Annotated in this window: 14 protein-coding genes; 8 read left to right on the top strand and 6 right to left on the bottom strand. The window is 57.1% G+C overall.

Annotation, left to right across the window (positions count from 1 at the left end; translation table 11 throughout):
- Positions 1 to 2: 2 nt before the first annotated feature.
- From IM294_RS05645 to gss, 5 genes are all read left to right on the top strand, one after another.
- Complete coding sequence (locus tag IM294_RS05645; RefSeq protein ID WP_126817143.1) at positions 3 to 956, top strand: ABC transporter permease; 954 nt, start codon at positions 3 to 5, stop codon at positions 954 to 956.
- A gap of 4 nt (positions 957 to 960) precedes the next feature.
- Positions 961 to 1,806 carry an ABC transporter permease gene (locus tag IM294_RS05640; protein WP_126817145.1) on the top strand — a complete coding sequence of 282 codons (846 nt, stop codon included), beginning with the start codon at positions 961 to 963 and terminating at the stop codon, positions 1,804 to 1,806.
- Positions 1,799 to 2,773 carry an ABC transporter ATP-binding protein gene (locus tag IM294_RS05635; protein WP_126817147.1) on the top strand — a complete coding sequence of 325 codons (975 nt, stop codon included), beginning with the start codon at positions 1,799 to 1,801 and terminating at the stop codon, positions 2,771 to 2,773. Before IM294_RS05640 ends, IM294_RS05635 begins: the two co-directional genes overlap by 8 nt.
- The gene (locus IM294_RS05630; protein ID WP_100170861.1) at positions 2,770 to 3,741 is read left to right on the top strand and encodes an ABC transporter ATP-binding protein; all 972 of its coding nucleotides are present in this window, start codon (positions 2,770 to 2,772) and stop codon (positions 3,739 to 3,741) included. The genes IM294_RS05635 and IM294_RS05630 overlap by 4 nt, the downstream gene beginning before the upstream one ends.
- A 117-nt stretch (positions 3,742 to 3,858) precedes the next feature.
- Entirely contained in the window at positions 3,859 to 5,721 is a 1,863-nt protein-coding gene (gene gss / locus IM294_RS05625) for a bifunctional glutathionylspermidine amidase/synthase (protein ID WP_048959534.1), read from the top strand.
- Between the two features lie 54 nt (positions 5,722 to 5,775).
- Here the strand turns inward: gss and pgaD are convergent, their stop codons facing one another.
- From pgaD to pgaA, 4 genes are read right to left on the bottom strand one after another with little or no spacing between them, the layout of a single operon-like run.
- Positions 5,776 to 6,210: a poly-beta-1,6-N-acetyl-D-glucosamine biosynthesis protein PgaD gene (gene pgaD, locus IM294_RS05620; RefSeq protein WP_126817152.1), complete on the bottom strand. Its 435-nt coding sequence runs from the start codon at positions 6,208 to 6,210 to the stop codon at positions 5,776 to 5,778.
- The gene (gene pgaC / locus IM294_RS05615) at positions 6,207 to 7,538 is read right to left on the bottom strand and encodes a poly-beta-1,6-N-acetyl-D-glucosamine synthase (RefSeq protein ID WP_049000669.1); all 1,332 of its coding nucleotides are present in this window, start codon (positions 7,536 to 7,538) and stop codon (positions 6,207 to 6,209) included. The genes pgaD and pgaC overlap by 4 nt, the downstream gene beginning before the upstream one ends.
- A complete protein-coding gene (gene pgaB, locus IM294_RS05610; RefSeq protein ID WP_193360309.1) occupies positions 7,531 to 9,468 on the bottom strand; it encodes a poly-beta-1,6-N-acetyl-D-glucosamine N-deacetylase PgaB in 1,938 nt (645 codons plus the stop codon). The genes pgaC and pgaB overlap by 8 nt, the downstream gene beginning before the upstream one ends.
- 8 nt (positions 9,469 to 9,476) lie before the next feature.
- Positions 9,477 to 11,915 (bottom strand): poly-beta-1,6 N-acetyl-D-glucosamine export porin PgaA, encoded by a 2,439-nt coding sequence (gene pgaA / locus IM294_RS05605; RefSeq protein WP_126817157.1) that lies wholly within the window; start codon positions 11,913 to 11,915, stop codon positions 9,477 to 9,479.
- A gap of 673 nt (positions 11,916 to 12,588) precedes the next feature.
- On the opposite strand from pgaA, the gene IM294_RS05600 reads away from it, so the two are divergent.
- Positions 12,589 to 13,116, top strand: coding sequence for a helix-turn-helix domain-containing protein (locus IM294_RS05600; protein ID WP_048959537.1), 528 nt, complete (start codon positions 12,589 to 12,591; stop codon positions 13,114 to 13,116).
- 61 nt (positions 13,117 to 13,177) lie between these two features.
- Here the strand turns inward: IM294_RS05600 and IM294_RS05595 are convergent, their stop codons facing one another.
- Both IM294_RS05595 and IM294_RS05590 read right to left on the bottom strand, forming a co-directional pair.
- Positions 13,178 to 16,210 carry an autotransporter domain-containing protein gene (locus IM294_RS05595; RefSeq protein WP_126817159.1) on the bottom strand — a complete coding sequence of 1,011 codons (3,033 nt, stop codon included), beginning with the start codon at positions 16,208 to 16,210 and terminating at the stop codon, positions 13,178 to 13,180.
- 114 nt (positions 16,211 to 16,324) lie between these two features.
- Complete coding sequence (locus IM294_RS05590) at positions 16,325 to 16,639, bottom strand: lipoprotein (RefSeq protein ID WP_028014394.1); 315 nt, start codon at positions 16,637 to 16,639, stop codon at positions 16,325 to 16,327.
- 175 nt (positions 16,640 to 16,814) lie between these two features.
- Between IM294_RS05590 and IM294_RS05585 the strand changes: the two genes are divergently transcribed.
- Together IM294_RS05585 and IM294_RS05580 are read left to right on the top strand one after the other, a co-directional pair.
- Positions 16,815 to 17,447 carry a response regulator transcription factor gene (locus tag IM294_RS05585; protein ID WP_126817160.1) on the top strand — a complete coding sequence of 211 codons (633 nt, stop codon included), beginning with the start codon at positions 16,815 to 16,817 and terminating at the stop codon, positions 17,445 to 17,447.
- Positions 17,444 to 19,231, top strand: a complete 1,788-nt coding sequence (locus IM294_RS05580; protein WP_047367408.1) for a hybrid sensor histidine kinase/response regulator — start codon at positions 17,444 to 17,446, stop codon at positions 19,229 to 19,231. The genes IM294_RS05585 and IM294_RS05580 overlap by 4 nt, the downstream gene beginning before the upstream one ends.
- The last annotated feature ends 369 nt before the right edge of the window (positions 19,232 to 19,600 follow it).

Raw genomic sequence — 19,600 nt, 5'->3', positions numbered from 1 at the left:
TCGTGAACACACTCCTCACGCGTCGGCTGCTGCAGCTGCTGCCGATGCTTTTCTTTATTTCGCTGGTGGCGTTTTTGCTGGTCAAGCTCGCGCCCGGCGACCCCGTGGCCGCGTACATCACGCCGCGTATGGCGCCGGAAGATATTGAGCGCATTCGCCAGAGCCTGGGGCTGGATAAGCCGCTGGTCACGCAGTACGTCCTGTGGCTGAAAAGCGTCCTGCAGGGCGATCTCGGCTATTCGTTGATTTACCACCGCCCGGTGCTGGAGATGATCGGCGAACGCATTCCGGCCACGCTGGGGCTGATGGGGGCGTCGCTGCTGATGGCTATCGTGCTGGCGATCCCGCTGGGGCTGCTGGCGGGGGCATTTAAGCACCGCTGGCTGGATCACCTGCTGAACCTGTTTGCCTATATCGGCATCTCGGTACCGATTTTCTGGTTCGGCATTTTGCTCATCACCGTTTTTGCCGTGCAGCTTAACTGGTTCCCCAGCATGGGGATGCGCACCATCGGCATGGAGGATAACGGGCTGGATCTGCTGCGCCACGGCGTGCTGCCGTGTATTGCGCTCACGTTCTATAACCTCTCCAGCTACGTGCGCTACATCCGCTCTAACACCATCTCGCAGCTCTCCGCCGACTACGTACAGACCCAGCTTGCCTACGGCGCCACGCGTTTCAGTATTCTGTTACGCCACGTGCTGAAAAACGTCTTGCTGCCGGTGATTACCCTGTTCGGCCTGTCGTTCGGTGAGCTGATTGTAGGAGCTTATGTGACCGAGAGCGTCTTCTCCTGGCCGGGGATGGGGCTGCTCGGGATCCAGTCGATCGCCTCGCTGGACTACCCGCTGATTATGGCGATCATCATGCTCTCGTCGATAATGCTGATCGTCGGTAACCTGATCGCCGACGTGCTTTATCGCTTCGCCGATCCCCGCATTCGTACGCTGAGGTAACCGGATGAGCAGACGCTGGCAGCAGGTTCGTCACCAGCTGCGCCGCAACCGTCCGGCGCAGTTCTCCCTGTTTGTGCTTTTTATTTTCGTTGTCGCCGCGCTCTGTGCGGGGTTAAGTCCGTACGATCCAGATCGGATGGCGCTCGGCGCGCGCACGTTGCCGCCGGATGCCGCGCACTGGTTCGGCACCGACGAGTACGGGCGCGACTACTTTACCCGAGCGCTGTATGGCGGCCAGATCTCCCTGATGGTCGGTTTTCTTGCCATGCTCTTTTCCACGCTTATCGGCACGGTGGTAGGAACGGTGAGCGGCTATTTTGGCGGCTGGCTGGATAACCTGATGATGCGCGCCGTGGATATCCTGATGGCCATTCCGGCCTTCTTCCTGCTGCTGGTGGTGAATGCTTACCTCAAGCCGGGCGTGGATAACATCATTCTGATTATCAGCCTGCTGACGTGGATGAACATGTCGCGTCTGGTGCGTGCTGAAACCCTATCGGTGAAAGAGCGCGAGTACGTGCTTTATGCCCGCGCGTCGGGAGCGCATCCGCTGCGTATTATCGGGCGCCACATCATTCCCGGCGTGCTGCCGACCATTATCGTGGCGGCCACGCTGAATATCGCCTCGGCCATTCTGATGGAGTCAACGCTCAGCTTCTTAGGGCTGGGCGTGCAGGCACCGGCGGCATCATGGGGAAGCATGCTTAACAACGCCCAGTCTTATATTGGCGAAGCGTCGTGGCTGGCGATGTTCCCCGGCATTCTGATCCTGCTGACGGTGTTCAGCTTTAACGTGCTGGGCGATGTGTTCCGTACCGCCTTTGAGCCGGGAGCAAATCGCGATGAGTAACTTATTAGCGCTTGAGAACCTGCAAACCACGTTCCGCACCCGCGAGGGCGAGGTTCAGGCGGTGCGTGGCGTGAGCTTTCAGGTTCAGCCGGGGGAACTCGTCGGTATCGTCGGCGAGTCGGGCTGCGGGAAAAGCGTCACCTGTAAGTCGATTATCCAGCTTCTGGGGAGCAACGGACGGATAACCGGCGGCAGCATTCGCTTCCAGAATGAGGACCTGGCGCAGAAAACGCCCGCGCAGATGCGTGCCATTCGCGGCAACGAGATCGCGATGATTTTTCAGGATCCGATGACCGCCCTGAACCCGGTGCTCACTATCGGCAAGCAGATGTCTGAGATCCTGGTGCGAAATAAAAAACTGTCGAAAAAAGCGGCCAAAGCGGCAGCAATAGCCATGCTGGATCAGGTGGGCATTGCTGAAGCGGAACGCCGATACGACCAGTATCCCCACGAGTTCAGCGGTGGAATGCGCCAGCGCGTGATGATCGCTATTGCGCTCTCCTGCAATCCGAAGCTTCTTATTGCCGATGAGCCGACCACCGCGCTGGACGTGACCATTCAGGCGCAGATCCTGCGCCTGCTGAAAAGTCTGCAACAGCAGACCCGGACCGCGATTTTGCTGATCACCCACGATCTCGGCGTGGTGGCGCAGGTCTGCAGCCGCGTGGTGGTGATGTACGGCGGGCTGGTGATGGAGGAGGGGAGCGTGGAGGACATTTTTTATCACCCTGCGCATCCTTACACCCAGGGTCTGCTGGCCTCGCTGCCGCGCCCGGATGAGGTGAATCAACGTTTATCGCCCATTGAAGGTTCGCCGCCTGGCCTGCTTAACCCGCCGCCGGGCTGTCCATTTGCGGAACGCTGCCCGAAGCGCATGCCCCAGTGTGAACGGCAACCCGCATTTTACACCGCCGGAGAGGGCCATCGCGCCGCCTGCTGGCTATGGGCCGAGGAGATTCAGGCATGAGTGAACAACAGGCGCCATTAGTGAGCGTGCGCGATCTGCGCAAGCACTATCCGCTCAACGGCGGTTTGCTGCGTAAAGGCGTGGCCGTGAAGGCGGTTGATGGCGTGAGCTTTGATATCCAGTCCGGCGAGACGTTTGGCCTGGTGGGGGAGTCCGGCTGCGGAAAATCCACCCTCGGGCGCGCCATACTGCGCCTTTTCGATATCACCGCGGGCGAGATCCACTTTGCCGGACAGGCAATCGCCCACGCCCGCGAAAGAGAGCTCAAGCCGCTGCGTAAGCGGATGCAGGCAATTTTTCAGGATCCTTACTCCTCGCTCAACCCCGGTATGACGGTGCGACAGCTGGTGGCCGAACCGATGCAGATCCACGGCTACAGCCGCGAAGAACAGCGAGAACGTACGGAAACGCTGCTCTACAAAGTGGGGCTGAAGCACGAACACCTTGAACGGTTCCCGCATGAGTTCAGCGGCGGGCAGCGTCAGCGCATCAGTATTGCCCGCGCGTTGTCCGTGCATCCTGAATTTGTGCTGTGCGATGAGCCGCTCTCGGCGCTGGACGTATCGGTGCAGGCGCAGGTGGTGAATATTTTGCAGGACCTGCAGCAGGAGTTGGGGCTAACCTATCTGTTTATCGCCCACGATCTCTCCATGGTGCGCCATATCTCCAGCCGCATTGGGGTGATGTATCTCGGCAAACTGGTAGAGGTGGCCCCGGCGAATGAACTGTATCAGCGCCCGGCACACCCTTACACCCGCGCGCTGCTGGCGGCGGTTCCCCAGCCCGATCCGCGCATCCGCAATCTCGAAGACGCCACCCTGCGCGGCGACATTCCAGGCCCCACGTCCGCGCTGCCGGGCTGTAAGTTCTGCAGCCGCTGCCCGCACGCCATGCCGGTTTGCCAGACGCAGGAGCCTGCGATGCAGGAGATTGCGCCAGGGCATTTCGCGGCATGCTGGCTGTTTTAAATGTTATTCACGCGTCGCGCAGGTGTATGATAAACGCTCCTCTGTCAGGTTAATTACAACGTGCAGACGACGACAACCCTTCAAAAAATTGCCGCCTGCCTGTTTTAGGTTGGATACATGCGTAAAGGAAAGTTAAGCAGTGATGCGCCATTCGGGACGTTGTTAGGCTATGCGCCCGGTGGCGTGGCGATTTACTCTTCAAATTACGGCAGTCTGGACCCGCGTAACTACCCGGAAGACGCGGACTTTCGCAGCTATATTGGCAACGAATACATGGGCCACAAGTGGCAGTGCGTTGAGTTTGCCCGCCGTTTCCTGTTCCTCAACTATGGCTTCGTGTTTACCGACGTCGGCATGGCGTGGGAAATCTTCTCCCTGCGCTTTTTGCGCCAGGTGGTGAACGATAACATTCTGCCCCTTCAGGCTTTTGCCAACGGCTCGAAGCGCGCACCGCGCGCCGGGGCGTTGCTGATCTGGCAAAAAGGCGGCGAGTTTCACGAGACCGGCCACGTGGCGGTGATCACCCAGCTTCTCGACGATAAGGTGCGTATTGCGGAGCAGAACGTGATTCACTCCCCGCTGCCGCTCGGGCAGCAGTGGACGCGCGAGCTGCGCATGACCGTGGAGAATGGCTGCTATACCCTTCATGACACCTTCAGCGATACCGAAATTCTCGGCTGGATGATCCAGACGGACGACACGGAGCACAGCATTCCCCAGCCTGAACCGGACGGTGAACTGCTGAAAATCCGCGGTGCGCGGCTGAAAAACAAACGTCAGTTCGACGGAAAATGGCTGAACGAAAATGACGCGCTGCAGCAGGCATATATCCGCGCCAACGGCCATGTGATCAACAAAGATCCCTGCCAGTATTTCACCATCACCGAAAGCGCCGAGCAGGAGCTGATCAAGGCCACCAACGAACTGCACCTGATGTACCTGCACGCGACGGACAAGGTGCTGAAAGACGACAATCTGCTGGCGCTTTTCGACATCCCGAAAATCCTCTGGCCGCGCCTGCGCCTCTCCTGGCAGTGGCGCCGCCACCATATGATCACCGGTCGTATGGATTTCTGCATGGATGAGCGCGGGATTAAGGTCTACGAGTACAATGCCGACTCCGCGTCTTGTCACACAGAAGGCGGGTTGATCCTCGAAGAGTGGGTCAAAAACGGCTATCGCGGCAACGGGCACAACCCGGCGGAAGGGCTGCTGGAAGAGCTGACCGGCGCATGGAAGCACAGCCACGCGCGGCCGTTCGTTCACATCATGCAGGACAACGATGTCGAAGAGGACTATCACGCGCTCTTTATCCAGCGCTCGCTGATGCAGGCCGGGTTTGAAACCAAAATTCTGCACGGGCTTGGCGCCCTGAGCTGGGATGCTGCCGGGCAGCTGATTGACGACGAAGGTCGCCACGTCAACTGCGTGTGGAAAACCTGGGCGTGGGAGACGGCGATAGAGCAGATCCGCGAGGTCAGCGAAACCGAATACGCCGCCGTGCCGATCCGCACCGGGCATCCTGCGGGCGAGGTACGCCTGATTGATGTTCTGCTGCGCCCGGAAGTGCTGGTCTTTGAACCGCTGTGGACCGTTATTCCCGGCAACAAGGCGATTCTTCCGGTCCTGTGGCAGCTGTTCCCGAACCACCGTTACCTGCTCGACACCGATTTTGAAGTGAACGACCTACTGAAGCAGACCGGATACGCCGTCAAGCCGATTGCCGGACGCTGCGGCAGCAATATCGATCTCATCAGCGCCCAGGACGAGCTGCTGGATAAATCCAGCGGCAAGTTTGTTGACCGCAAAAATATCTACCAGCAGCTGTGGTGCCTGCCAAACGTGGACGGCAAGTACATTCAGGTCTGTACCTTTACCGTGGGCGGAAATTACGGCGGGACCTGCCTGCGCGGTGATGACTCGCTGGTGGTGAAAAAAGAGAGCGATATCGAGCCGCTGATTGTACTCAAGGATAAGTAACGAGCATCTGCGCTAAAAAAGCCCCCGCAGGGTATTCTCTGTGGGGGCTTTTAGTTACTGCGCTTCCTCGTCCTGCTGCGCGCTGGTTTTCAATTCGATGATGCGTCCAATCTGGTCATGATAAACCGTCAGCAGGTTGTGCTGGCTCATCTCCGAGATGAGCTGCGGTGAGACGTTAAAGCTGCGGGCAAGTTCGTCATGATGCAACAAGCCCGGCTGACGTCGTCTTACGTTCGCGCGGCAGCGGTTGTACTGATACCACAAAATCAGCAGCCAGCCGTTGAGCGCGGCGAACAGCAAATAGATCAACACCGTATTAAAGGAGGCAATAATCACGCTCCACCGGTGGTCGCTCTCCTCGGTTAACTGCATCCACAGCCTGGCATACAGGAAAAACAGAAACCCGCCCCACGCCACCACGGTTAACGCGGCATCAAAAAGTCGTGGCAGCAACCGATGTTCAGTCAAAATTAAGGTATTTTCGTTCATTGAAGGCTTCCTTTTCCCCGGTCCGGACTGATCCAGCGCGCGCGGGCGCGCTGACGTTTAAGCATGACTTTTGGAAATGCGACGAGGGTGGTGAACAGACCAATCATCCAGTAGACCATTGGGAACCAAATCACCCAGAAAAGCGAGCTTGCCACCTTGCGCTCATAGCGCCGCTCGATGTACAAGCTGACCAGGAACTGCAGCAGGCACATCACGCCCAGCAGCAGCCCGGTAAACGCCGGGGGAAACAGGGTTTCAACGGTCAGCCTGGCGGGAATGGGCGCGACGTGGCTGATGATGTACAGCAGCACCGTTATCGCATACGCGAAGGCCCACAGCGTTGACAGCGCGTACTCCAGAAACAGGGGCCACATGCGGTGATGCTCCCAGCGCGCCATCTTGCGCAGGTTGACCAGAAATACCTCCGCGCCGCCCTGTGCCCAGCGCAGACGCTGCTTCCACAGGCCCTTCAGCGTCTCCGGCATCAGGATCCAGCACAGCGCCCGCGGCTCGAAAAAGATATCCCAGTGGCGCAGCTGGAGCTTCCAGCTGATGTCGATGTCTTCGGTGATCATGTCCGGGCTCCAGTACCCGACGTCCGCCAGCGCCTGCCGACGAAAGGCGGCGATGACGCCGGAGACGGTAAAGACCCGGCCATAGATCCGCTGCGTCCGCTTGATGAGCCCAATGATGGACGAAAACTCGCCAACCTGAATGCGGCCAATCAGCGTGGAGCGCGTGCGAATGCGCGGGTTCCCGGTAACCGCCCCGACGTGGGGATACTGAATCAGCGGCGCGACCAGATAGGCCGCGGTGTCGCGGTCGAGCAGGGCGTCGCCGTCAATGCAGACCAGCAGATCGCCCCGGGCCGCCGCCGCCCCGGCTTTGAGCGCCACCGCTTTTCCCTGGTTCTCCGCGAGGTTAATCACCCGCAGACGCGGCTGCTCCAGCGCCAGCTGCTGCAGCACCTGCGCGGTGTTATCAGACGAGCCGTCGTTGATGGCGATCACTTCAATATTCTCGTATCGCTGAGCCAGCGCGGCGCTGATGGTCTCTCTGGCGTTTCTTTCCTCATTGAAGCAGGGGATTAGAATTGAGATGAGCGGCTCGCCGGCGAGCGTCGGGGCGGGCGTGTCTTTATCCCACGACCAGCGGCGTTCAAGCTGAAACCAGAAATAGAGGCCGCCGGTGACCCAGAGCACGGACATAAACAGCGGCCAGAAAAAGACAAAATCCAGAATCAGCTCGCCGGTAAAGAGGGCGGCCACACCTAACGGCAGCCCGAATACCAGACACAAAATTGAAAAGGCGATTATGCGATCAGTCATTGTCAGGGTACCAGTAGGAAGAAAAGACGGGCCTGATGCGCGAGATATCAGGCTGGTTATTGATGAAATCGTCAGGGTAGTAGCCGTAGTTTTTGATGCCGTTCAGCTGGAGGACGCGCATCCACGCCGCAAGCTGACTGTCGGAGACGGCGCGCTGCGGCTTCTGCTCCCAGTCTCTGGCCTGCAGCTCGAAAATGGTTTTATCCAGCGCGCCGGGCCGCGCGGCGACGGCCTTGATCAAACGCGTCAGCCAGGCATTGCTCTCGTTCGCCGGAACGGACTCCATCAGCGGCATTGCCATGGGCACCGTCCAGTCATAGGCCGCCAGAAAATCATCGAGTTTTTGCGCAAACCACGCTTCGCTTTCGGGCTGCAGAATGGGAAGGACGAACATATTGCGCGCGGTTTTTATCTGCGGGCCGCGGATGTGCTTCACCGCCTGGCTCAGAGCGAGGGTAAAATCGATAAGCCTCCGGCTTTTCTGGCGCGTCGTGTCCTGCCCGGCAGCGTCAACGTCCGTCAGTACCGCATCGTCATGGAACAGGATCCCGTTGAAGCTGGCATGGCGGGCCAGATCTTCATAGATTTCCGTCACCTGCAGGCGAACCTGCGGGTCCCACGGTGAAAGCCTGATGTAGGGCTCATTGGCCTCGCGCAGCTGGCCGGTTCGATCGTCCCGGCGCTGCACGCGCGGCAGGGCAGGATCGAGATCGAACGAGAGCACCGGCATCCACGCGTAGACCTTCACCCCCGCGCGGGTTTGCAGCTGCCAGGATACGAAGTTAAAGAGATCGGCCCGGACCGGAAGCCGGCGGTTGGGGAAATAGAGCGCCCTGATCCTGCCATCGCCCTGCGGGTCGGCAAACGCCTGCAGGAAGACGTGGCTGATTTTCATGTCGTAGACCCGCTGGATCAGCCTGTTGATGTTTTGGGTCTGCTGAGCCGGATCGGGATCGTAGACGTAGTCGAGATCGACGTGCATCACGCGCACGGGATCGTGCTCCTGAACCCGGCTGACCGAACTGGCAAACGCTTTGAGCGAGGGGTTGCCGGCGATCAGCAAACGGGGAATGCTACCGAGATTGCGCACGTCACCCAGCCCGTCCTCCAGAGTAAAGGCGAGCCGGTAGCCCTGCTGCCTGGCGATGGCGAGCGACGTACCGCTGGCGGCACCGTAAGGCCAGACCCAGGCGCGCGGCGCTTTGCCCGTCACCTGCGCGATTTTCTCCGTCACCTTGCGGACGTCATCGCCGATCCGCTGGCTGAACTGCTGGTCAGTTTCATAGCGCCCTGTCGCTTTATCATAAAAGCGGTTGGCGATGGCCGGTTCGCGGCTGCCCTGCGGGTTGGCGACGATGCCGTAATGCGAGGCCCAGGTATGCGATCCGATCTCAACCAGCGGAGACTGGCTGAGCTCGCGCACCATGTCCCAGGTCGCGAAGCGATCCCGGGGCGTCATCAGGCCGCCAAAGTTCACCTTCTGGTTTGCTGGCGTATCCACCCAGCTGCCCACCGGCGCCCAGAGCGCAGGCACGTTCCAGGCCTTAAGCAGCGGCCAGACGCGGGTGTAGAAGCTGCTGTAGCCGTCGTCAAAGCTGAGCAGAACGGCTTTCGGCGGCAGCGATTTTTTGCCGTCATGCGCGTCCAGAATGTCCTGCACGCTGATGGCGTGATAGCCGTTGTGCAGAAGCCAGCTAATCTGCTCGTTTAGCGCGCTGGTGCGCACGGAGAGGTAGCGCTGATCGGCGGCATCGTCTTCGACGTCGTGGTAGGCCAGCACCAGAAACTGGTTCTGCGGCCAGGGTTTGCTCGCCTCCGGCTGCGGCCGCTCGCTGGGCGCAACGAACGAGATCGCCTGCGCCCAGACGCTCGCGCTGAGGCAGAGCCAGCCGATGAGGATCAGGCTCACGGAAAAACGTGTGTTCAGCATATTCATCCTTAAAAGCGTAAAGTCGCGTCAAGCGTGACGGAGAGGTTGCTCTCGCGTTTGCCGTCGTAAGGGCGTTTATCCCAGTTCAGCATCACGCCGGTATCAATGACGTTATTCCACTGGACGCGTTGCCCGTAGCCCAGCAGGGCGATGGCGCCAACGGACTGGTTTTTCTGCCAGTAGCTGCCGCCTCCCGCCACCAACTGCTGGCTCCAGAGGGTGTCGTAATGGCGGTACATCTCATGGTCCACGGACAGGGCGGCCGTCACGGACAGATCCCGCGCCGGGTTGTAATAGAGCGTGTCCCGCAGGCTGTTTTTACTGGCGGCGATCCCCGGTTCAAGATCCAGCGTCAGGGTCGGGGTCTGCCAGAGACGCTCCTTACCCGTAAGGGTGTATTCCTGTCGGCGATTATGGTCTGAGAAGCGGCTGACGGCGGCGCTGAACTGGTACTCACGGCGCTCGTTTTGATACCAGCGGATCCCGCCTTCACCCCGGTTGGCGCTAATCCCGTTGCGTAATGCCCGTAGCGGCGCGGTGCGGGATAAGCGTTCAAGGCTGCCGCTGAACTGCCAGTTATCATTGAGAAAGTACGTGGTTGAGAGGCGAGCACCCGGCTTGTTTTCACCGTGATAGCGGTTGCTGGATACCTCGGCTTCGAGCTGAAGGTCGCGAGGACGCCACTCGATGCCGCCCAGGAGGTGACGGCTGGTGCCTTTGCCTTCATCGAAATTACCCTGCGCATAGCGGGTACCCGCAAACAGCCGCCAGCTATCCGCTACCGGTGGACCATAGAGCGTGGCATCCCCGTTCAGGTCGTGCGTCCCGCTGATGGGGTTATCGGAGTGCAAGCCCTTGCTCGCGTTAAGGCGCAGCTCGGACATGTGATGCACCGTTCTGAGCCTGTTCAGACGCCTGGCGCTGCGAGCAACGGGCGCGCGGGCAAGCACGTCGTCGGCCAGTAAATCCATCTGGCGCCACTCCTGCAGATCCATGGCGACGTAAGCCTGCTGCTGTTCCAGCTCCAGATTAGATGGCTCCAGCGCCTCCGCCCTTTTTAACGTTTGCTCGGCCGCGCGCGGCTGGCCCCGCGCCTGAAGCAGGGTGGCATAGTCAATCTGCAGCCCCTGATTGCCCGGCGCCGTTGTGGCCAGACGGTGCGCCAGCTTATCCGCATCCGGCAGGGCGTTGGTTGAGAGCAAATAGTTAAATTTGAGCGACTGCCCGGTAAGCCACCGATCGTTGGGCTGCGGAGTGGGCGAGCCGAAATCGTAGCGGATCCACGGAACGCTGCGGGTCTGGCGCTCTACGTACTGGCGAGCGGCCTGATACTGCCCCGTGTCCAGCCAGGCGTAGAAAAGCGCATGCTCCTCGTCCTGCGGATCGGCGGCGTATTGCGGATAGCGTTGCAGCAGCGAGAAGGCGGCAGTGGCGTTTTTCTCCTGCAGATACGCGGAGATCGCCCAGCCGATGGCCCAGCCCGGCACCGGATGCTGCGCCTCCGTCAGCGCCTGATATTCACGGATGACCTGCGGGTAATCGCCATGCGCGTACAGCGCACCCAGCCTGTCGATACGGGCGAGGATGATGTCTTCCGCTGCCTGCGGTTCGTGTTGCCAGCGTGAGAGCAGGGCGTCGTAACGATTCAGTGCCGTTTGCGCCAGCTGCAGGCGCTCCTTTTCCGTTCTGCCAGGCACGTCGGCAAGGCGAACCCATTCTGCGGCGGCATTAAGCTCCAGACGGCGGCGCTGCGCGGGGGTCAGCGTTACCCTTTGTGACAGCATCAGCGCGGGAGTACTCACCCGGTTATCCGTTAGCGCGTCAATCAACTCGCTAAGGAGCGCGTTATTCTCCGGCGCAAGGGTCAGCGCGCGCGTGTCCGCTAAAAGCCGATCCCAGCTTTTTCCCTGGCGTAACCAGACGTACGAAAGCGTCTGAAGATGCGCCGGAGAGGGATCCTCCGTCACCAGCTGGCGGGCTTCCTGCAGAGCGAGCGTATCCATGCGGGCATCGGCCAGGGTTTTGATATAGCCGATACGATAATCGTCATTATGTGGCGCAAGGCTAAGCGCCTCTTTCCACAGTGATAAGGCAGGCTGCCACGCTTTTTGATCTCTCCTGGCCTGCGCGACAGCCGCAACGCCGCGAGCGGGCAGCGGCATATAAATGCCATAGCGCTGCCAGAGCTGAATCACCTCGTCATGACGACCTGCCCATGCAGCCACCTGTAACCAGTCCGCCACTTGCTCGGGCGTCAGAGCATGCTGTTGCTGATACCGCTGAAGATAATTGAGAAACGGCGTGTAATTACCGTTACGTGCCTGTTGAATCTGTTGCTCATAAACGGATTCCGTTGCCTGAACGAGAACAGGAAACAGAAATAGCAGAAACAATAATCCTGGGGCGCGATAAAAGAATAACGTATTGAAGCGAAGCGATCTTTCCATATCTATTTGCCATTTGTTTATCATGAATCCATTGCATAACACGGCCGCCTTTTAACTCTGCGTTAAAGGCCATAAATGAGAACATTAAATCTGAATGCAGTAACGTTATGGGGTACTTACTTTAAGGTAATTATGGAACCTCCTCTTTGGGAACTGGGTGGAAGGTAATGTACACCTGATATGTTGCCGGATAAATATGGTGAAAAGCAGAGGGGTAGTTTTGGGATAATTCTGGAATGAGATGTCTTTTGTGATTATTTTGAATTGAATATGTATTTGTAACTATTTGATATTAATGTGTTTTATTTATGTCTTTTTGAGTTTGCTTATATTCCCGGCGAGGTTTTATTGTAGCAATTAAAGTACTTTCTGGTGCATGTTTGGGAAGTTTCATGACAAAAAGTCTTAATGTTCAGCGAAGTGACTTTTCTGCGATTGTTTTTTATTTATAATTAACGCCAGCCATTGAATGAAAGTCTACAGGAAGTCTTACTCATCAATGTCTGTATTGAGGGATGTTCAACGCCAGAATACATATTGTCGTTAATATTACAGCGCTATAAAACGAAGGCGGCCTTCTTTCTGAAGGTGCGTTCTTGCTTTAATCTAAAAGGGATGGTTAGTGGCAACTTCAATAGTGTTAGTGACCCAGGATCGCTATCTTGTCAGGGGGATGAGGCTATTTTTCCCGGATATTATCCTGCTCGACTCGATTGACAGAAACATATTTGATAACGGTGCAGATGAATATTCTGTGTTGATTGATAGCCGTTCTCCGCTCCGTTTATATGATTACCTGATACGCCATCCGGCCAGAACAAAAAAAACGATCTGCTGCGTTATGCTGGATATGCGACATCGCGAGGAGAATCTACTCAGTATGAAGTTGTTTATGAACACGTCGCTTACGGCGCCGGATATGGCATCGTTATTTAACCTGGTGCTCAATATGAAGGGCAGGCGTCTGACCACCAAGTGGCTGCTTAACTTACGGCTTGGCACGCACGAAGCGATCATGCTGCGGTTGTTGAGGGCAGGGATGTCGATGGAAGCGATTGCCGATGAACTGAACACGTCGGTGAAGAGCCTCTATCGCAAACGGACAGCGCTGTCGGAACGCCTGGGGGCGGAGAACTTCAACGAGGCGTGTTTGTTTATCTTTAAAAACAAACTGCTGGATGTGGTTGGGAACGATCCCTGAATTCCTCAGAGCCTAAAAGCAAAAACCCGCCACAAGGGCGGGTTCTTTTACTGGAAATAATTCAGAACGACCAGCGCAGATTAGCGTTAACCGAGTTGACGCGGGTATCCGCACCATATTGCCCCTGATAACCCACATCCAGCGTCGCAGCACGCGACAGCTGTACGCTCACGCCGATATCACCCACCATAACGTCCTCATCCACGGCCTGCCCCTGAGTAATGAACGCGTCGCTGCCCGCAAACGCCATGCGCGAAGAGGTATTCTTATCGCCATAGGCGTGCTGCCAGCCCAACGAACCGTAGAGGTTCACGTTCTTTGGCAGCTCGGTCACACCGCGCACCCCGAGGGTGGAGTAGAAGGTGTTCATCGTTTCGTTACTTACGCTCAGCGCGGCGGCACCGCCGTCTTCCCTGAAGCTGTCGGTATGCAGTCGAATGTACGATAAATTGACGAACGGCTCGATATTCATATCAGGCTGGCCGAAGCGGTAGCCCGCTTCGGTGAATGCCAGCAGCGAGTTGGCGTCGTAATCCGACTTCAGCCGATCCGAGAAGCCGCTGAAATCAACGCTGCGCTCGCCTTCGATCTTGTGCCAGGTGTAACCCAGCGCGCCGCGAAGGGAGAACGCATCCTGTTGACCCGCCGCATACAGGCCAAGGTGGTAGTTATCGGTATCCGTTGAGGAACGACGGCTGTCGACGTCGTAATCACCGCGGCTGTAGCCGAAGTAGCCACCGACACGCACGTTATGATCCGCCAGCTTGCGATCTGCTCCCAGCAGGAAGCCGGTGGTGTTGCCGTCCAGCTTGCCCACGTTACCGTCGCCGTCGTTTCGGCTCCAGGAGCTGAAGGTCTGGCCCCAGACGCCATTGTTTTGTGGCTCCGGCTGCTGCACCAGCGACATCGCTAACGGTGGTATCGGCAGGCTGTCGTTATCAAACGCGCGCTGCATACGCTGGTTTAAGACGTTAAACACCTGCGTGCTGCCAGCGATCAGGTTGGACTGCATTGACGGATAAACTTCACCGGACAGCTGGTTGAACGCCTCGCGCGCTTCCGGCGCGCTGAGTACCAGCAGCGAGTTATACAGCGCCAGTGACGGGCCGCTTTGTGTCAGGGTGGAGAGCGCGCCGGCGGTATTCCACTGGTTGCTGCTTTTGGCGACGGTCTGGAAAATCCCCGGCTTGCCGCTGCCCGGATTCTCACTGCCAGGGTTTTCTCCGCCCGGGTTTTCTCCGCCCGGGTTTTCTCCGCCCGGGTTCTCACCGCCTGGGTTTCCTCCTCCTGGATTTTCACCTCCCGGGTTTTCGCCTCCCGGATTCTCGCCGCCGGTCTCTTTCTGCGCGATAGTCAGATCGACGGCGTTGGTGCTCTGGTTGAGCGCCACGTCCAGGAAGGCGGATTTAGACACCGCCCCCGCGAACTGACCGTCAATTCCCCCGTCGGAGGTTAAAATGCGGTAGCTTTGGCCCGTTTTGTAGCTGGTTTGCGGATCCAGCGCAGTGACCTGTACCTGAGCCCGATCGCTGATGGTCGTTTTGCCTGCGACCAGCAGCTGGTCGCTGCGGCCATCACCGGCGATATCGACATCATAGAAAGAGTCACCCACAAAATTCAGATAACGTTTCAGCGTCAGCGTGCCGATATCGCCATCCCCTGGCGAGATATGCCCGCCGGAAAGGATCTCGGTCTGGCCCAGCGTGCCGTTCCCTCCCAGCGTTCCGCCGGCCTTGATTGAGGCGGCGCTGCTGTAGCCCAGCCCGTTGCTAACGTCGGATCCAGCCGTCGCGTTGAGGATCAGCGTCCCGCCGTTCTCGGCGCTAAGCGTCTGAATATCAAAAATATCGTCTTCTGGCTGGGTGTTGATGTTGCTGGCGATAATGACTTTGCCACCGCGCGCGGTCACGTTCGCCTGCAGGTCTGAAAGATCGCCATTCAGCGTTGTCTGCCCGGAAGTATTGATCACCTCACCTTCGCCGCTCATCTTGTTGCTGAAGACGTAATTTTCATCGGTATGGTTGAAGTAGACATAGCTGCCGAACAGCCCGCCGCGCAGGCTGATTGCCGTATTCGCATCGAGAGTACCCGCGCCGCCCGCTGTGCCAAGCGTTGGCTCAGTTAAACCCGTGCCGGTGTCCATATTGCCGCGGCTGCCGACAATGAGCGCACCCCGGTTCGAGCCGGAACCCGAGGTCCCCACGATCAGCGTATTGCTGCCAGCGGAAAATGAACCGCCGTCAATCACCGACAGCACGCCATTGCCATAATCGCCCACGCTCACGCTGCTGCCGCTGGTAAAGCGCGAGTCTTTGCCCGCAATAACCAGCTCGGCGGTTTTACCTGCCCCGGAGACGCCCGCCACCTGCACGCCGCCAACGTTAACCGCACCGCCGTTCAGCACGTCCAGGTCGCCATAAAGCGTCAACGTACGGCCAACGTTCCACTGTGAGCCGCTCCCCGTGACGGTGGCTTTCGGGCTTAGCGTGTCGGTTTCACCCGGCCCGGTACCGTTGCCGATGCGCGCATCGTAGGCGGTGCTGAGCGCCGCGCCGTCTTCAATCGCCAGCGTGGAGCGTGCCCCCAGATCGGTACCTACGCTGAGAAAATTACTGGTCACGCGAGAGCCGGCGCCAGTGGCGATAAGGTGGCTGTCGTAGCCGCGGGTGGTGCCGACAACAATTTCTTTTGCGCTGGCCAGCGCGCCTTCTTCGACTCGCAGGGTGCCGAGGCCAAGATTCAGGTCGCCGCGCAGGACGTACTGATCGTTCACTGCGTTAAGCTCAGCGTTTGGCCCACGGACCGTGACCACGCTTTCATAAATTTGGCCGTCGAACAACCGACCGATGTTGATGTTATAGGCGGTGATTTTGCCATTATCAATCAGCAGGTTTCCGGGTTGATTACGTCCAACGTAAACATCGCCGGTGTAACCCAGCGTTTCGGTTATACGCGCGTCGCCATCAAAGATGGCATCGGCTGCACGCGCGAAATCGGCAGGTGAAAGCAGTAACAGCGGCGCGGAAAATAGAGCGAGGTAAAGTCTGGAAAGCGGCGTCTTAACCGCTAAAGCATGCGATGTAGAGTTATTCACGGGCTATCTCCGTACTCATTAGCGTGATGTCTGGAAAATCGTTTTTATGAAAACTCAGATATGTCAGAAAATATAAAAGGCGTTATTTATGTACGCCTTTTCATTTGCCGTTAATTATTTATGCGTGACAACAGGGGTACAGGTTGGTGCGCTGAGCGTCGGGGCGGATCCTAAAATCCCCGGCATCATCATTGATGAGCAATCGAAAATACGCCCTTTTTCCGTCGTAGCGCGATAAGACAGTTTTTGCCCTCCCAGTGCGTCCGGCTGGGCGCCATTAACATTGGTCACGGTTATTTCATCCGATGAGCCCAACCCCAGCATTTTAGCGGTCTCTGCCTGCAGGAGTGGAATAGCCTGATCGGTTTTTAGCGTGGAACAACCGGCGAGCATCAACGTAACGCTTAAAAAGATGAGTGGTTTTTTCATAAATTATCCTTGATATCCAATCAGTTAATTTCACTGATTGTATTTATGTTTTCAATTACCCAAATCAGCGAATAATATATTTCCCTTTCCTAATCGAAAAAACCCTCCTAAAGTAGGGTGGGTAGATAATAATTCATCTGTACACTCAGATATGCGAAGGTAAAAGGAGGATCCTTTGGGGCAGAATTATGCGTTGGTCGTTGATGACCATCCATTGGTAGCAAGCGGCATCGCTAATTTTCTGATTTCACATTGCCAGTTTAAACAGGCGAGCGTGGTGACGAATGAGGAAGATTGCTACCGTCAAATTAGGGATAATGGCCCGCCGCGTTTGCTGGTCATCGATTTTTGGCTTTCGTCCGGAACGGCACTGAAATTACTCAAAGAAGTAAAACAACATTACCCACAGGTACGGTTCCTGGTGGTCAGCGGGGACGACAATAATGACATCTGGCAGAAAGTTCACGCCGCCGGGGGACACGGATTTGTATTGAAAAGCGAACCGCCTGAAATGTTCTCACGGGCCGTTTGTGCACTCCTTGATAATCTGACCTGGTTTCCTGAGAGAAACGATTTTCCCGTTGAATCGAATAATGAGAAGTTAAGTAAATTTAACTTAACGCCGCGACAATTAGACGTTTTAAATATGATTATGCGCGGCCTGCCAAATAAACGAATCGCCGCGCAGCTTTCAATTTCTGAGCCCACGGTCAAAGAACACATCAGCAATATATTGAAAAAGATAGGCGTTAACAGCCGGGTCGAAGCCATCACGCTTCTGCATGGCAAGCGGGAATCATCAGAATGAGGTTTTTCCAGAGTTTACAGAAAGATGGTATCTCATCTCCCGCGCAGATCCGTTTGCTAAACAACACTTTTTTGCGGCTGGTGTTCAGCTTTAGCGCGGTGCCATTTGTCGGTATTCCTTTTGCCATCTGGATCTATTTGCTGGGCGATGAACTTGGCCCAACTATTATCTGGATAATTATTTACCTGCTATGTGCCGTGGCAATCCGCATATTGCACCGACGCTACCAGCGCGAAGTGAAAGAGCATGATGAAGAGGACGTCCTGCGCCGCTGGCTTCCGCGCATAAATAAGATCGCTTTTATTCACGGGCTGGGGATTTCATCTCTCTATTTAATTACTCCGCAGACGCAGAACTTTGACTTTTTCCTGCTCCTTAATATCAGTATTGCCGCCATCGTCGCCGCCAATGCAACGCATCTGACGCCGGTCATCAGCACTTTTACGTGCTTTTTCTTCGCCTCCTGGGGAGTATTGAATATCGGCATCATCTGGCGGCTGGACGAGCTGATATTCATTGTGCTGATGCTGAACCTGCTGTACGGCTTCGCCATTTACCGCCATGCGTTAACGTCGCACGCGTACTTTATTCAGCAAGCGCTGCTTGAGGAAAAAAGCTCACGCCTGGCAGAACAGTTTCGCCAGGCCAAAGAGGAAGCGGAGCAGGCGCTGCTGGATAAAAATCAGTTCCTGACGACAGCCAGCCACGACCTGCGTCAGCCGGTACACGCCATGGGCTTTCTGATTGAAGCGATTATCCACCGAAACCGGGACGACAGCCTGACGCCCCAGCTGCTTGACCTGCAGCAGAGCGTTCGCTCGGTGCATTTGATGTTCAATTCTCTGCTCGACCTCAGCAAGATTGAATCCGGGAAAGTGCTCACTGCCCCTACCAAAGTGGACATCGGCGCTCTGCTCGACTCTGTGATCACGCTGTTTCGCGAAGAGGCCAACAGCCGTGCACTTAGGCTGTCCACCCGTCGACCCAAACGCCGCATCCACGTGATGGGCGACCCGCTGCTGGTGCGACAATCGCTGATTAACCTGATTCAAAACGCCCTTCGCTACACGCAGCAGGGCGGCGTGCTGGTTGCCATCCGACCGCGCGGTGACGAGTGCCTGGTGGAGGTGTGGGACACGGGTGTCGGTATCGCTGATGACGAGAAAGGTAAAATCTTCTCCCCTTATTACCGCCCCGAACTGGCCTGGAAGATCGACAGCGCCGGACACGGGCTGGGCCTCGCCGTGGTTGCCCGCTGTGCCAGGCTGATGAAGGTGAAGTACGGGATGCAATCCATAGAAGGTAAAGGCTCACGCTTCTGGATGCGCTTCACTCAATATGCTGGCGAAGAGATCGCGACGGACATCCCGCCCGCCGATAACAACGCCTCTGCGCCGGTACGCTATGCGCCGCTGCGCGGTTCTTGCCTGGTCGTCGATGACGACCCGCTGGTGACGTCAGCCTGGGAGAGCCTGATGAGCGTTTGGGGAATCAACGTGCGCTGCGCGGCCTCCGCTGAAGAAGCGTTCGCCATCATCGACGACGGCTTCACCCCGTTCGCCGTGCTGTGCGACCAGCGCCTGCGATCCGGCGAAAGCGGCTTCGACATCCTGAAAGCGCTTTTTGAACGTCTGCCGGACATGAGCGGCGCGATGGTCAGCGGCGAATTTAATTCGCCTGTTCTGCTGGAGGCGGAGCAGGAAGGGTATCTGGTGCTGCGCAAGCCTCTGGAGCCGGCTAAACTGCATGCGCTGCTGACGCAGTGGTCAGGGTGTCGTGGATAGGGGAATAGATAATAGCAGCATTGCGCTTCACTGTAGGGCCAGATAGTTCGCGGTGTCCTGCTGTGATGCCAATGTGTCGGTATGGTTGAGCCGCTGAGGGAGGATTTCGCGGGCCTGATTAATGATTTCATCGTGCATGATTCAGCCTCCTGTGGTGATCTGCATGTTGCTTCTACAGGGCAGGGCGGGAGATGTTGGAAACGGCCCCGAAGGAGTCATTAGAGTTGCTACCAGCGAAGTTCCGCAGTGGGCAATAATGTCAGTTTTCGAGCGTATACTCTAAGATATCTTCAACTCGTTGATATATATAAATTTGACGAATATCGTCAGGTAGCGATTTATCCGCCAAATTAAGTTAAACTTCGTCAC

The sequence above is a fragment of the Enterobacter cloacae complex sp. P43RS genome, from assembly GCF_014930585.1.
In the GTDB taxonomy this organism is placed as follows: domain Bacteria; phylum Pseudomonadota; class Gammaproteobacteria; order Enterobacterales; family Enterobacteriaceae; genus Enterobacter; species Enterobacter bugandensis.
Note: the sequence above shows the minus strand (reverse complement) of the source record. Positions and strands in the feature narration are given on the sequence as shown.

Bases quoted from the DNA above. Each gene is read 5' to 3' on its own strand.
- IM294_RS05640 (WP_126817145.1), top strand. From the start codon at position 961: ATGAGCAGACGCTGGCAGCAGGTTCGTCACCAGCTGCGCCGCAACCGT.
- IM294_RS05635 (WP_126817147.1), top strand. From the start codon at position 1,799: ATGAGTAACTTATTAGCGCTTGAGAACCTGCAAACCACGTTCCGCACC.
- IM294_RS05630 (WP_100170861.1), top strand. From the start codon at position 2,770: ATGAGTGAACAACAGGCGCCATTAGTGAGCGTGCGCGATCTGCGCAAG.
- gss (WP_048959534.1), top strand. From the start codon at position 3,859: ATGCGTAAAGGAAAGTTAAGCAGTGATGCGCCATTCGGGACGTTGTTA.
- pgaD (WP_126817152.1), bottom strand. From the start codon at position 6,210: ATGAACGAAAATACCTTAATTTTGACTGAACATCGGTTGCTGCCACGA.
- pgaC (WP_049000669.1), bottom strand. From the start codon at position 7,538: ATGACTGATCGCATAATCGCCTTTTCAATTTTGTGTCTGGTATTCGGG.
- pgaB (WP_193360309.1), bottom strand. From the start codon at position 9,468: ATGCTGAACACACGTTTTTCCGTGAGCCTGATCCTCATCGGCTGGCTC.
- pgaA (WP_126817157.1), bottom strand. From the start codon at position 11,915: ATGGAAAGATCGCTTCGCTTCAATACGTTATTCTTTTATCGCGCCCCA.
- IM294_RS05600 (WP_048959537.1), top strand. From the start codon at position 12,589: ATGAGGCTATTTTTCCCGGATATTATCCTGCTCGACTCGATTGACAGA.
- IM294_RS05590 (WP_028014394.1), bottom strand. From the start codon at position 16,639: ATGAAAAAACCACTCATCTTTTTAAGCGTTACGTTGATGCTCGCCGGT.
- IM294_RS05580 (WP_047367408.1), top strand. From the start codon at position 17,444: ATGAGGTTTTTCCAGAGTTTACAGAAAGATGGTATCTCATCTCCCGCG.